Source organism: Leuconostoc aquikimchii (genome assembly GCF_040838325.1).
Lineage (GTDB): Bacteria > Bacillota > Bacilli > Lactobacillales > Lactobacillaceae > Leuconostoc > Leuconostoc aquikimchii.
Genome location: NZ_JBFPER010000002.1, coordinates 20,709 through 35,143, shown reverse-complemented (window position 1 = coordinate 35,143; position 14,435 = coordinate 20,709). Strand labels below are relative to the sequence as shown.

Annotated in this window: 14 protein-coding genes; 8 read left to right on the top strand and 6 right to left on the bottom strand. The window is 38.9% G+C overall.

What is annotated here, in order from left to right:
* Window positions 1–294: 294 nt before the first annotated feature.
* From AB3K24_RS10240 to AB3K24_RS10205, 8 genes are all read left to right on the top strand, one after another.
* On the top strand, window positions 295–1,647 hold the full coding sequence (locus AB3K24_RS10240) for an SLC45 family MFS transporter (RefSeq protein ID WP_367975648.1): 1,353 nt from the start codon (window positions 295–297) through the stop codon (window positions 1,645–1,647).
* 94 nt (window positions 1,648–1,741) lie between these two features.
* Complete coding sequence (locus tag AB3K24_RS10235; protein ID WP_150281174.1) at window positions 1,742–4,000, top strand: glycoside hydrolase family 65 protein; 2,259 nt, start codon at window positions 1,742–1,744, stop codon at window positions 3,998–4,000.
* 56 nt (window positions 4,001–4,056) lie between these two features.
* Window positions 4,057–5,040 (top strand): aldose epimerase family protein, encoded by a 984-nt coding sequence (locus tag AB3K24_RS10230; protein ID WP_150281173.1) that lies wholly within the window; start codon window positions 4,057–4,059, stop codon window positions 5,038–5,040.
* A 2-nt stretch (window positions 5,041–5,042) separates the two neighbouring features.
* On the top strand, window positions 5,043–5,714 hold the full coding sequence (pgmB, locus tag AB3K24_RS10225; RefSeq protein WP_150281172.1) for a beta-phosphoglucomutase: 672 nt from the start codon (window positions 5,043–5,045) through the stop codon (window positions 5,712–5,714).
* A gap of 495 nt (window positions 5,715–6,209) precedes the next feature.
* Complete coding sequence (locus AB3K24_RS10220) at window positions 6,210–6,437, top strand: hypothetical protein (RefSeq protein WP_115231427.1); 228 nt, start codon at window positions 6,210–6,212, stop codon at window positions 6,435–6,437.
* A complete protein-coding gene (locus AB3K24_RS10215; RefSeq protein WP_090091172.1) occupies window positions 6,434–7,084 on the top strand; it encodes an ABC transporter ATP-binding protein in 651 nt (216 codons plus the stop codon). Before AB3K24_RS10220 ends, AB3K24_RS10215 begins: the two co-directional genes overlap by 4 nt.
* The gene (locus tag AB3K24_RS10210) at window positions 7,081–7,836 is read left to right on the top strand and encodes an ABC transporter permease (RefSeq protein ID WP_010276774.1); all 756 of its coding nucleotides are present in this window, start codon (window positions 7,081–7,083) and stop codon (window positions 7,834–7,836) included. Before AB3K24_RS10215 ends, AB3K24_RS10210 begins: the two co-directional genes overlap by 4 nt.
* Before the next feature lie 177 nt (window positions 7,837–8,013).
* Window positions 8,014–8,601, top strand: a complete 588-nt coding sequence (locus tag AB3K24_RS10205) for a site-specific integrase (protein WP_006844813.1) — start codon at window positions 8,014–8,016, stop codon at window positions 8,599–8,601.
* A gap of 810 nt (window positions 8,602–9,411) precedes the next feature.
* Here AB3K24_RS10205 and AB3K24_RS10200 read toward each other — a convergent pair.
* The 6 genes from AB3K24_RS10200 to AB3K24_RS10175 all read right to left on the bottom strand — a co-directional run bounded on the left by AB3K24_RS10200 (window position 9,412) and on the right by AB3K24_RS10175 (window position 14,055).
* Entirely contained in the window at window positions 9,412–9,897 is a 486-nt protein-coding gene (locus AB3K24_RS10200) for a VIT1/CCC1 transporter family protein (protein WP_010276755.1), read from the bottom strand.
* A gap of 386 nt (window positions 9,898–10,283) precedes the next feature.
* On the bottom strand, window positions 10,284–10,580 hold the full coding sequence (locus AB3K24_RS10195; protein ID WP_081579538.1) for a transposase: 297 nt from the start codon (window positions 10,578–10,580) through the stop codon (window positions 10,284–10,286).
* A gap of 62 nt (window positions 10,581–10,642) precedes the next feature.
* On the bottom strand, window positions 10,643–11,335 hold the full coding sequence (locus tag AB3K24_RS10190; protein ID WP_013102138.1) for a Crp/Fnr family transcriptional regulator: 693 nt from the start codon (window positions 11,333–11,335) through the stop codon (window positions 10,643–10,645).
* A 16-nt stretch (window positions 11,336–11,351) separates the two neighbouring features.
* Window positions 11,352–11,903 (bottom strand): Dps family protein, encoded by a 552-nt coding sequence (locus tag AB3K24_RS10185; protein ID WP_013102137.1) that lies wholly within the window; start codon window positions 11,901–11,903, stop codon window positions 11,352–11,354.
* A gap of 1 nt (window position 11,904) precedes the next feature.
* A complete protein-coding gene (locus AB3K24_RS10180) occupies window positions 11,905–12,141 on the bottom strand; it encodes a heavy-metal-associated domain-containing protein (RefSeq protein ID WP_004909683.1) in 237 nt (78 codons plus the stop codon).
* Window positions 12,142–12,204: 63 nt separating this feature from the next.
* On the bottom strand, window positions 12,205–14,055 hold the full coding sequence (locus AB3K24_RS10175; RefSeq protein ID WP_013102136.1) for a heavy metal translocating P-type ATPase: 1,851 nt from the start codon (window positions 14,053–14,055) through the stop codon (window positions 12,205–12,207).
* Between the last annotated feature and the right edge of the window lie 380 nt (window positions 14,056–14,435).

The window sequence follows — 14,435 nt, the reverse complement described above, 5'->3', positions numbered from 1 at the left end:
ATTATTTCTTAAATTGAATCAAAAAACGATAGAATTAGGAAATACCAGCATTTCAGCAGCTATAGCTGTTCGATAAACAATAAATTTGCATAATGTTATCGTTAACATTGTGCAAACGCTTCCATTAATTATCCAAATGGTCTATACTATAAAATGTAAGCGGTCACATATATTGGTGTTCAGAACATGTTCCTGATTTCTAAAAAAAACAGTTTCATCACGAATTGTTCATATAAATGGTGCATGATTAAAGCAAATCAGTTATGTTTCAAAAAAATTTTGGAGGAAGTAATGATGGTAGATAAGAAAAAAGGGCAGGGGTTGCCAAACCTGCCGCTAAGCACCATTTGGATGCTGAGTTTTGGATTTTTGGGTGTGCAGATGGCATTCTCATTGCAGAGTTCCCAAATGGGACGTATTTTTCAGACATTGGGTGCTGATCCCACTAAGTTAGGATTTTTCTTTATCCTACCACCGTTGGCAGGGTTGTTTGTTCAACCACTAGTTGGTTATTTCTCAGATCGCACATGGACAAAACGTTTTGGTCGTCGTATGCCTTATTTATTGGTTGGCGCTCTTGTGTCAGTTATCGTAATGTTCTTGTTGCCTAACTCAGGTAGTTTTGGTTTTTCAACTACTGCTGGGTTATGGTTTGGAGCTATCACAATTTTGTTCATGGATTTGAGCTCTAACGTTGCGATGCAGCCCTTCAAGATGGTTGTTGGTGACATGGTTAATGAAAACCAAAAGTCATACGCATACTCAATTCAAAGTTTCTTATCTAATGCAGGATCTGTGTTGGCAACTATTTTCCCATTCTTGCTGACAGTGATTGGTGTTGCTAACACAGCGCCTAAGGGTCAAGTGCCAGCATCTGTAATTATTTCATTCTATGTTGGTGCAATCGTCTTAGTTGTCTTTTCACTGATTGCGGTCTTTAACGTAAAAGAATACGATGATGCCACTTATGAGTTATATCATGGCTATGCTTTGAACACACCAAATGATGGTGAAGGTGGCTTCTTGACTTTGTTAAAGCGCGCGCCAAAAACATTTTGGATGGTTACTTTGACTCAGTTCTTCTGCTGGATGGCATTCCAATATTTGTGGACCTACGGTACTGGTGCTGTGGCAGACAATATTTTCCATGCAACTGATCCAACAACGGCTGGTTACCAAAATGGTGGAAACTGGTTTGGTATCATGTCAGCGGTTTATGCTATTGCAGCCGTTGTGTGGTCGCTAGTATTATCAAAGATTCCAGCGAACAAAAACAAAACAGGTTATGCTTTGTCACTATTTTTGGGGGCAATTGGGTTCACATCAGTCTTCTTTATTCATTCACAGTATTTGTTGATTGGCTCATTTATTCTAATCGGTATTTCATGGGCAGGCATGATGGCATACCCATTCATTATGGTAACCAACGCATTGCCCGGTGATCATATGGGGACTTATCTAGGATTGTTTAACGGTTCAATTTGCTTGCCGCAAATTGTAGCCTCAGTTGCTAGTTTTGCACTATTCCCAGCACTTGGTTCACATTTCCCATCAATGATCTTAGTATCCGGAATCTTAATGTTAATTGGTGCTGTTAGTGTTGGATTTATCAATGAAATTCACAGTAATCCAGTAGATGCACAATAATGGCTAACGCTTCGGCGTTAATATGTGCGACCGGTCGTCGTAGATATTAGCGCTGAAGCTAAGCATTAGAAAAATTGAAGAGGTAGAAATCCTTATGAAACGAATTTTTGAAGTTGATCCTTGGACAGTTACGTCACATGATTTGAATCCCGAAGATAAACGTCTCCAAGAATCTATGACGAGTTTGGGCAACGAATACATGGGCATGCGTGGCATGTTTGAAGAAGTCTATTCCGGTGACACACATCAAGGAATTTACGTTGGTGGTGTTTGGTTCCCAGATAAAACACGTGTCGGTTGGTGGAAAAATGGTTATCCGCTTTACTTTGGAAAAGCTATCAATGCGCTAAACTATGTCAAAGCAGACATTTACGTTGATGGCAATCAAGTTGATCTAGCTAAGAATGATGTGACTGATTTTGAAGTATCATTGGATATGAAAAATGGTGTTTTGAATCGAACGTTTACTGTGTTTGGCGTAACGTTTAAAATCACGCGCTTAGTTTCAGCAGCAGTTAAGGAATTGGCAGATATTCACTATGAGTTGTCATCTGCTGATGGTCAAACGCACACAATTCGTTTTGATGCTAGTATCGACGCCGACGTTGTCAATGAAGATTCAAATTATGATGAAAAGTTTTGGCAAGTTTTGGATGCAGGTAATGACACTGATTCATCATTTATCGCTACGCAAACAATTGAAAATCCGTTTGGTGTGCCACAATTTACAGTTGTTGCCCGTCAGAGCTTTGTTGGCGGTGAAAAGCATGGTGTGAACCGCTCTGAAAAAGAAGTGACTGATAACTTTGACGTTGAAGTACCAGCTAAAAGTTCAGTTAGTTTTGAAAAGCGCGTGATTGTGACAACTTCACGTGATTATGATGGCCTAGCTCAAGTGATTAAAGCAGGTGAAACACTAACTGCGGATCTTGCCGCACAAACATACGACGACATATACACAGCGCATGCACAAGAATGGGCTAATCGTTGGGAAAAAGCTGATGTTCAAATCGAAGGAGATGATGCGGCGCAGCAAGGTATTCGCTTCAACCTATTCCAGTTATTCTCAACTTACTATGGTAATGATCCACGCTTGAATATCGGACCAAAAGGTTTCACTGGCGAGAAGTACGGTGGTGCCACTTATTGGGACACCGAAGCGTTTGCTATTCCTGTTTACCTTGGTGTTGCTGATCCGTCTGTGACCCGTTCATTGCTACAATATCGTTTTGATCAGTTGGATGGTGCATTCCACAATGCCAAAGAACAAGGCTTAAAGGGTGCTTTGTACCCAATGGTGACCTTTGATGGTATCGAGTCACACAACGAGTGGGAAATTACTTTTGAAGAAATTCACCGTAATTCGACAATTGCTTATGCGATTTATAATTATACAAACATCACGGGAGATCACTCATGGCTTGACGGTGATGGCGCACAAGTTTTGTATAATATCGCCCGCTTCTGGGCAGATCGTGTCCACTATTCTGCCCGAAACGATAAGTACATGATTCATGGTGTCACGGGTCCCAACGAGTACGAAAACAATGTTAATAACAATTTCTATACAAATTGGATGGCTAAGTGGGTTTTGCAATACTCACTTGAACACTACGATGAAATTAATGCTGATGAAAAAGCTAAGTTGGCTTTGACAGATGAAGAATTAGCAAAGTGGCAAGAAATTGTTGATAAAATGTATTTGCCAGAGGCTGATGTTGAAACCAAGACGGGTAAAAAGCATATCTTTGTTCAACACGATACATTCTTGGATAAAGATTTGACTCCAATCGCTGATATGCCACAAGATATTCGTCCAATTAACCAAAACTGGTCATGGGATCGCATTTTGCGCTCACCATATATTAAGCAATCTGATACATTACATGCCATGTTCTATTTCCCAGACGCGTTTACAGAAGAAGAAAAGCGTAACAACTTTGAATTCTATGAACCATTGACAGTGCATGAGTCATCATTGTCGCCATCTGTTCACTCAATTTTGGCTGCTGACTTACAAATGGAAGATAAAGCAGTTGAAATGTACGAACGTGCGGCCCGTTTGGACTTAGATAATTATAATAATGATACGTCAGATGGTTTGCATATAACCGCTATGACAGGTTCATGGTTAGCGATTGTGCAAGGATTTGCCGGCATGCGTGTGCGTGATGGTAAACTCCACTTGAAGCCATTCTTGCCAAAGAATTGGACAAAATATGCTTTCCGTTTGGTATTCCGAGGTCATGTTTTGGAAGTGTCAGTGGATGGTCAAGGTGCACATGTTGACTTGATTTCAGGTGAACCATTAGTTATTGACCTATTAGGACAAGATGTCGAATTGACAAAGTAATAAGCCTGATGATGAGCGAGAAATCGCTCATTTGCTGTATAGCAGGAAAGGATATCATGAAAGTAGTAGAGAAGGATTTTGGACAATTACCTGACGGAAAAATCGTGACGGCGTTTACCCTAGAAAATATTAAACACACACAGATTACTGCGATTTCGTACGGAGCAACTTGGCAGTCATTTTCCGTTGAACATGATGGTGTCAAACAAGAATTATTAGTACAATTTAATGATTTAGCCGCGTATTTAGATAATCCATTCCATTTTGGAAACACAATTGGTCGCGTTGGTGGCCGTTTATCAAAAACTGACTATGATATTAATGGGGCACATTTTACATTAACACCAAATGATCATGACAATGTTTTACATTCTGGCATCAATGGCTTTGATGCGGTTAATTGGCACGGTGAAGCAAGAAATTTGGGTACAGCAGCGGAAATTAATTTCACACGTACTTTTGATGATGAATTCGCCGGACAATTAGCTGCCCAAGTAACCTATCGATTGGACGATGAGGATCGTCTAGATATTATATTTAGTGGCGTTTCAACTGAAAATACATTGTTCAACCCAATGACGCACGTCTACTTTAATTTAGTTGGTAAGGATCAAGATATCAGTCAGCATAAATTACAAATTGCGTCACATCAACATCTTGAAGTTGATAATCACGCGATTCCAACCGGTAACGTGCTTGATAATCAAAATACAAAATTTGATTTTGCGCATTTGCACGCCTTGGGACAAGAGCATTATGATGATGCTTGGGTATTAGATCCAAGCCGTCAAGGGGAGGGAGTAGGACTAACTTCACCCGATGAAAGTTTGACCTTGACAGTGGATTCAGATCGCAATGGTGTTGTTGTATTCACTGCCAATCCTGACGATAGCAGTGACATTAAAACAGCGCTTGCTATTGAGATGCAGACTTTACCTGATGCGGTTAATCATGAAGGTTTTGGTGATATTGTTTTGCCAGCAAACGAAACAAAAACTTATACCGTAACTTACCAAATTAAAAAAAATGAGGATAAATAAAAATGACTAAATTTTCAGATATTAAAGGTTTTGCCTTTGATTTAGATGGGGTTATTGCTGATACGGCGCGTTTCCATGGCGAAGCTTGGCATCAAACAGCTGATGAGGTTGGCACAACTTGGACACCAGAATTGGCTGAAGGTTTGAAGGGCATCAGTCGCATGGCTTCCTTGCAAATGATTTTGGATGCTGGGGATCATGCCGATGATTTTTCTCAAGCAGATAAAGAAGCATTAGCAGAAAAGAAAAATCATCATTACCAACAACTCATTTCAACATTGACTGAAGATGATATTTTACCTGGCATGAAAGATTTCATTCAATCAGCTAAGGCGGCCGGCTATACAATGTCGGTGGCATCAGCTTCTAAAAACGCACCAATGATTCTAGATCATTTGGGATTGACCAAGTATTTTGTTGGCATTGTTGATCCCGCCACTTTGACAAAGGGAAAACCTGATCCTGAAATCTTCGTTCGTGCTGCGGAAGTCTTACATTTAAATCCAGAAAATGTTATTGGATTGGAAGATTCAGCTGCTGGTATTGTCTCAATCAATGGCGCAGGTGAGACATCACTAGCCATTGGTAACGCAGATGTTTTGTCAGGAGCGGACTTGAATTTTGAGTCTACTTCAGAAGTGACCTTAGCAAATATTGAAGCTAAAATGCAATAGATAACTAAAAAGAGTGTCAGTACATAAAAACACTGACACTCTTTTGTTGTTTTAATTAACATTTGCCACCGTATTGCCCTGCTTGAGTGTGATATCGGTAAAAGTTACGGTATGCGGTGTTGTATGTGATCAACGAGAGCCGTAATAGCTAATTCATCCATCTGTGTAAATTTTTACTGCACAGGTGCTAAAATAGGACGTGCTAATTGGGTTAATTCTGTCCAATCGATGATCACAATTGATAGATTCTCAGAGACAGAAATGCCAACACCTGCTCCTATGCTATTAGTTTACAGGGCAGAAGAAAATCTGTCCATAATCTTGACATCAGCGCCCTATACTAGAAAACATCAGTACATTCCTTAACTCAGGGTCTATAATTATATAATGACCCCTCAAAAAGACTATTAAAACAACCCTCATTATCTGACTAGTAGATACCGGGGGTTGTTTTTTTATAAAATGATATAATACTCCCTAGATAGGAGAAAACGTATGTCTAGACAAAAACGATCAATCAAGGAAAATAATGATAAATTAAAAGTTCAATTAGAACTCCTCCGTAGTTATACGGAACACTTTGACTCAGGTATGATTCATATGGCTTTGCCAATGGCTACACAGGTTCGTGTATTAATACATCAAACATTATTGACTTCTGAGCACTTTTTCATCCGGCTGTTGTCGGCGCCGATCATTGTGCGATCGGGGGTGGGCATATGAATTCATTGATTAGTTTAGAAAAAGTTAATTATCAAATCGCTGATCAACATATTTTACATGATGTTGATTGGCAGATTCCAGCTGGGGCTCATATTACATTGACGGGACCATCCGGTGGTGGGAAAAGTACGTTATTACGGATCATTGCGGCCATGATTTCTAAAACAAGTGGGACCTTGATTTTTGATGGGCAGCCGATTGAAAGTTATGACCCAATCATGTATCGGCGGCAAGTCTCATATTGTTTCCAACAACCGACGTTATTTGGTGAGACGGTGGCAGATAACTTAGCTTTCCCGTACCAAATTCGTAAGCAAGTCATGGATACGCAACGAGTGGTAACGGCGTTAAATAATGTTGGGCTGTCCGAACGAACCCTGCATCAGCCGATTATCGAGCTTTCCGGTGGTGAACGGCAGCGGGTCGCGCTGATTCGCAACATCTTATTCTTACCAAAAGTGTTGTTATTAGATGAGGTGACAGCTGGTTTGGATGAAAATAATAAGCAAATCGTGCACGCCTGGTTACGACAGTTAAATGAGCAGGATCACGTGACAACGATCTTGATTACTCATGATGCGACAGAGATTGCTGCGGCAGATCAGTTAGCGAAAGTGGTTGCTGGCAGATTGGAGGTACACGCATGAATTTAGCAGTTAATAATACGTCGCTATTTTTGGCGGCAATGTTAGTGCTCGTCGCGTTAGGAATTAGTTTGTGGCAGAAACTTGGCTTAGATAGGGACATCGTCATTGGTGTCGTGCGGGCTGTTGTACAACTATTTATCGTGGGTTACTTGCTAAAGTATATTTTCCGAGTCAACAATTTGTGGCTAACGCTGGCGATGATAGGCTTCATTATCTTCAATGCGGCTTGGAATGCGAAAAAACGGGGGCCGGGGATTGACCATGCATTAGCCATTTCGTTATTAGCCATTTTTGTTAGTACGGGGGTAACACTCGGCGTCCTCGTGCTATCTGGTGCGATTAAGTTTGTGCCATCGCAAATGATTCCCATTTCTGGTATGATTGCGTCGAATTCAATGGTCGCAATTGGGCTGGCTTATCGCAGCCTCAATAGTCAGTTTCATGACCAGCGGCAAGGTGTGCTTGAACGGTTGGCGTTAGGGGCTGGTCTACTTGATGCTTCGATTGCCATCGTGCGTGAGGCGATTCGTACGGGGATGTCACCAACCATTGATTCGGCAAAGACTGTGGGTCTAGTCAGTCTGCCAGGGATGATGTCCGGTTTGATCTTTGCAGGGGTCGATCCAGTACGGGCCATTAGGTATCAAATTATGGTCACGTTCATGCTCTTATCAGCGACTAGTTTGGGGTCAATCATTGCGTGCTATTTAGCTTACCGTAATTTCTATAATGAACAAAAACAGTTGAAGTAATGACTCCTGATTGCAGTCCCGCGGGGAGTCCTTTATGATGGAAACTGATCTTTTTTGTCCGAACAGCGTTCGGATTAATTTTACAATCTACCACTACGATAAAAATAATTGGTCATTCATTGACAAAAGTGAACCAATTATAGGCAAGGACTGTTCTATTATTGAGGTTAAATAGATATGCAACAAATCGTACTCCCAATCAAAGACTCTAACGTCTTAAAAATGGTGCAAGACACCTTACTAGATAGTTTTCGGGCAGGTCGCCGTAACTACACCATCTTTCAAGTTGGCAAAGCCACCCTGCTGCGGGTGAGTGATGTGATGACGTTAAAGAAATCCGATGTCTATAATCCAGATGGCTCTGTTAAACACACGGCCTTTATTCATGATAAAAAGACCGGTAAAGCAAATACACTATATTTAAAGCCCGTGCAACAAGACTTGTTGCAATATCATGATTGGCTAGTCCAACAGAATATCAATTCAGACTGGTTATTTCCCTCAACGGCCCATCCAGACCGTCATATCACTGAGAAGCAGTTTTATAAGGTGATGGCACGCGTTGGTGATCTCTTAGGCATCAACTATCTGGGCACACATACCATGCGTAAAACAGGCGCCTATCGCGTTTATACGCAATCAAACTACAATATTGGTTTAGTCATGCACTTATTGAATCATTCGAGTGAGGCTATGACGCTTACTTATCTGGGGTTAGATCAAGCAAGTCGCGAAACAATGTTAGATCAAATTGATTTTGGGTAATAACGCCAACTAATCTCCCTAAATTAGCACGTATTTGTTCATTTTGACGCCACTATGGAGGTATTTTTAATGACTAGGATTACTAAGGCACAATTAGACAACATCATTACACGTTGCCACCATCCGAGGTAATTGGTGCCCCATTGTCTGAAACTGCAACTAAAGGGTTGCTAGGTAATACTTTTTGAGTCATAATTTTAGACGCTCCAATTTTTGAGTATTTGGTTTGTTTTTCACTAACAAAATATCATAACAAAGAGCTCCTATGGTTTTCACCCAACGGGTGAAAGCGCAAAACCCGCTGAAACGGTATTAACTTGCTGTTTCAGCGGGTTTTTGTTTGTCTTGATGAATAATCCGGGTATTAAGTTCTACACCATCTCACTTTTCTCGACCATAGAGCGTCTTTCTAGATATCCCCGAACAGATTTACTCACCTGTTTGGGGTTTTCTTTACAAAAAAGTGTTTTTTGTCAGCAGGCGTGTTGGTAACCACTAAAAGTAACTCCCTAAGGACACCATTTTCGATGACGTAATATAACATATCGTTTCTTTGTATACATGGTTAGCTATTACAGGTCGACTCAATTAAAGGTGTTCTAAAAATATGATTTAAAATTTTACCCGGATTATTTCTAACGAATCGACAGGCAAGCACCCTGATGCGCTATACTCTGCTGATTTAATGAACGCAGCTAAAGAAGAAGCTAAGCATCGAGGATTGTTTGACTTAAATAATCTATAACTGATTACCATATAACTAAATATCTAAAAAGAAAAACGTCTTGAATATTCAAGGTGTTTTTTTGTCTACAAATAATAATTCAGTAAGATACCAACGCCATAAGCAACAATTGCAGCGACGTACCCGACAGAAAGTGTGCGTAGAATTTCTGTTCTTACTTTCTGCTCTGACAGGTTGGCCTTCACCCAGCCTAGCAACGCCAAAGAGACACCGACGATGACAAAGGCGATTGGAAAGGCGATGTCTTTGTCGTGAATGAGCGCATTTGTAATTAAGTAGGCACCTAGTGGAATTAAACCGAAGACGTTAAACGAAATGAATGTCGCGATACCAGCTGCCAATGCTTTACTTTTTGATTGATTGTTATCCGATGTTGCTGACAGGTAGGCACCGGCCCCCATTGAAAAGCCATCGGCTAATAAGTTTGAGAATCCCAAAATGATGATAACGATGTTTGAAACGTTACCACCGACCGATCCAGCAACGACTGCGAACGTCGTGATAATGCCATCTAAGCCACCGTAGACGATGGCTGAAACGTGTTTTTTCATTTATTTTCTCCAGTTTCTCTCAGTGGTGATAAAACCAATATATAAGAAAAAAGTGACCAATTATCGGTAATTTCACATCGGATTAAAAATGTTTCAAAAACGAAACAAATAAAACCCGGATTATTCATGCACTAAATTTTTAACCACAGCTAAATCAGTAAAATACGATAAAACACCTTGAAACTGCCATTACCTTGGCACAGTTTCAGGGTGTTTTTTCGATTGAGCGTTTTTTGAGAAAAATAGGAACACTAAAACCAGCCAGATTTTGCTATTTTTTTTAAAATCTACTTCGTTGTTTTATTGCCACAAAGCATTTAGTCGTTCCCAAGCTCGCCAGAACAGACCATCGAATTGTTCTTGGATGCGGCTATCTAACGTCAAAATCACCTTGCGGGCGTGCTTAGTGACACACGTCCACCGATTTTTAACAAACGGTCTCGAAAGGTATTGATTGTCCACGATTGTTGCTGGTCGTCCAACGCAATACTCTTCATCAACCGCATCAAGTTTGATGCAATTACTGAGATCCACATGCGCGCTTTGTTGGCGAAAAATGAACTGCTATCAGTTTTGCCAAAGGCAAATCCACCTTTAAGCTCGCGAATAATATCTTCAATCGCCGCAAGCTTGCGGTAAACACGGACGATGTCTTTTTGTGGAAGACTTAGGTTAGTGACGATGAACTGTGTACCGCCATGTTCATCATTTAAAACGATATCCTTATTTTTAAGTATAAATCGACTTAACTTGATACAAATAATAATTCATCTAAATCAAATATCTCAACACATTTTTGGGTGTGCCGTTTAATTAGACCTCTCTCTTCCAATGATGAGAACTTACGGCTTATTGTTTCTGGAGTTGTCCCCAGGTAAGTAGCCAAATCTTTTTTTGACATGGGTAAAGTCACATAAGTATGGTTTTTTTCATCTTCAACATTTTCTGATAGAAAATCAATAATTCGAGCTTCAACAGGTTCAGTACTGACTTGCACAGTTTGTTTTTCTGATAACTGTAGTCGTTTTGTAATATCCGATAATATTCGTCGCATGATTTCTGGATAGCGATCTAAATATTGATCTAAATCCTTTTTATGAATCCTACAAATACTTGTTTCCGATATTGCTTCAGCATAATTCGAATGATAACCCTCAGTCTGTAAAACAGCAACTTCCCCCATAAAATCACCCGGATGTAGGATACGTATGGTTTGCTCACGACCAGATTCACTTAGGCTATAAATACGTACACGTCCATTGTTTATGATATATAATGTGTCATCTTTATCACCAAACCTAAATAATAGCTCATTCTTTACGTATTGTACTTCATGCGCTGATTGAGCAATTAGATGCATTTGTTCATCATTGAGATGATTGAAAATCGGCACTAAACGTATACAATCTACATGACTATGATGATTATGGTCTGCCATACCTTTTTCCTCCTAATTAATCGTTATCTATATAGTCATCGTCTTCTAAGGCATCCTTATTAATAAATGCTTGAAGTTGCCAAATATTTACGTCTAAATAAGCTTTATAACTAATTAGTGAATCTTCCGAAGCATCATTTTCTTCTTCCTGTGCTAAGCGAATTGCACGAATAGTAAATTCACGATTAGATCTAAAATCTTCTACTATCTGTAGGACCATCTCATCAGCAGTGTAATATTTTTCCGAAGAATCTTCAGAAATCGTTGTAAATTCTTGAAATTCAGTAGTTGTTGATGCTGGCTTAAATCCTGAAGCTAGTAAACGTTCTGCAATTTTATCAAACCATGCCTCATTCTCGTTATATAAATTTTCAAAAACATTATGCAATGCATAGAAATTTTTGCCTTTTACATACCAATGATATTGATGCAATTTTACATGTAATGTATGAATATTAGCAAGTATATGATCTGTAACAGCTGCAGAATTAATCTTAGTATGATGAATGTGTTCTTTATATGCTTGTTCGGCAGCTAATTTTTCTTGCCTTTCATTTACCGTTGTCATTTTATGCACCTTCCTTTACTTTTGAACTAATTACTGGGTATCCTAAGTCTTCAATTGCTTTTTCAATTGTATTCAAATTGACCTGATTTTCATCAAAATCCACTTTTACCTTACTCGCATTGAAAAGTACTTTTACAGAATCTTTTTTTACACCAGCAGTCTGTTTTAAACCACGTTCGATTTTTTGTAAACATGATGGACAAGTTAATGTTTCTAATTTTAATGTTGCTTTAGTCATATCTATCACTCCTTTAAATAAATTATATAGGCCATTCTTTTTAAGATAATTGATATAGATCAATTATCTTAATTGATAACCTCTTAATCTCATTGCATTTAAAATAACTACTAAAATACTGGCCTCATGAACCAACATCCCAATTGACATAGACATCCATTCACTAAATATTAAACTAACCAATAGTATTATCACGACGCCAACAGCAATTAGAATATTTTGTCGCATATTCGCATATGTTCCTTTTGCTAGGCCTAAAGCATGAGGAAGGCGGTTAAAGTTAGAATTCATTAAAACAATATCTGAACTTTCAATTGCGACATCTGTTCCATTCCCCATAGCTATACCTACCTCTGCAGTAGCCAGAGAGGGACTGTCATTAACGCCGTCACCGATAAAAACGACTATTTCACCTGAGTCCTGTCGTCTTTTTAGAAATGCTTGCTTGTCCTCTGGTAGCATATCACCATGGGCTTCGGTTAAACCTAGTTCCTTTTTAACTGAATTAACTGTACCTTGGTTATCACCTGATAATACAATGAGATTTTTAATACCAAGTGATTTTAATTTTTGTAAGTCCTGTTTAACACCTGGTCGAACTTTGTCGCGGATACCCATTAACATGATTAACTTATGATCAACTGCCGTTAATACAATTGAATTACCGGTTCTTTCTAATTTATTCAATTTTTTAAGAACATCATCAGATAGCGGTATACTTTCTTGTTTCATTAAGGTTTTATTTCCTACTGAAACAACGTGCCCATCTACGTGAGCAATTACGCCCCCACCTTTTACAACCTGTGTATTTTCTATAGGCCTTACTTTATATTGTGCTAATTTATTTGCAATAGCGACAGCTAATGGATGATCAGACTCACTTTCAACTGAAAGCAATAGAGATAAATCCTCCTCCTGATTATTTCCATAATGAATAATATCGCTCACTTCAGGCTTTCCTTCAGTTAAGGTACCTGTTTTATCGAATAACACTGTATCTGCATTGGCAAAATGACTAATCACTTCAGAACCTTTAAATAGAATACCATTTTTTGCGCCATTTCCTATCCCCGCAACATTTGAAACAGGTACACCAATTACCAAGGCTCCTGGGCAACCAAGTACTAATACAGTAATCGCAAGTTCTGTATCTTTGGTTAATACCCAAACCAACAGCCCAATTGTAAGTACTGCAGGTGTATACCAGCGAGAAAACTGGTCAATGAATCGTTCTGCTTCTGATTTAGAATCCTGTGCTTCTTCTACCAACTCAATAATTTTTCCAAATGTAGAATCTTCCCCTACTCTATCAGCCACTATTTGAATAGTACCATTGTCCATAATAGTACCGGCAAATACTTCATCGTCTTTTTCTTTCTTTAAAGGTAAAGATTCACCTGTGATATTAGCCTCATTTACATATCCTTTTCCAGTAGTTACCCTACCATCTACGGGAATCTTGGCACCAGTCTTTACTAGGAGAATATCCCCTTCTTCTACTTCATCAATATCTACTTCTGCAAATTGTCCCCCTGTCAATTGCTTAAAAGCAGTTTCTGGAGCCATTTCCGTCAACTCTTTAATAGCTGATCGTGTTTGGTTAAGTGTTCGTTGTTCTAAATATGATCCAAATAAAAATAAAAAAGTAACAATTGCTGATTCTTCATAATTTTGAATAAAGAGAGCACCAATGACCGCTATCGTTACTAAAACATCAATACTTACTACTTTTACTTTCATAGCCTGATAAGCCTGTAAAGAAATGGGGGTAGCGCCTAATATCGAAGCTATAATAAAAGCACTATTAAAAATTATTGTATTGGCAAAAATAAAGTGTGAAATTAGTCCTAAGGCAATGAGTAAGCCAGTGATACTCATAATTTTATTTTTATATTTAAGAATATTATGTTGCATATGATTTCTCCCTTAATTTTAGTTCAACTAAAGTGTATTAACTTTTGGGAGATATAAACTTGACGTCCATCAAGTTTATGAAATAGTTCTAAATAAGTAAAAATATTATAATATTGGCTTAGTCATGCACTTATTGAATCATTCTAGTGCGGCCATGACACTGGCTTACCTTGGTTTAGATCAAGCCAGCCGTGAGACTATGTTGAATCAAATTGATTTTGGTTAAGCTCATTAGCTATAACTACGGCTATAGTTGTAGTTATAGCTAAGGTTTGCTTATTTTTAGTAGGCTTCATATGGGGCAGAAAATCGCAAGAAAATTATATCCTTGATCTAGCAAATGATGTTGATCGCCTAGAACAAGCACAAAAATAATACAT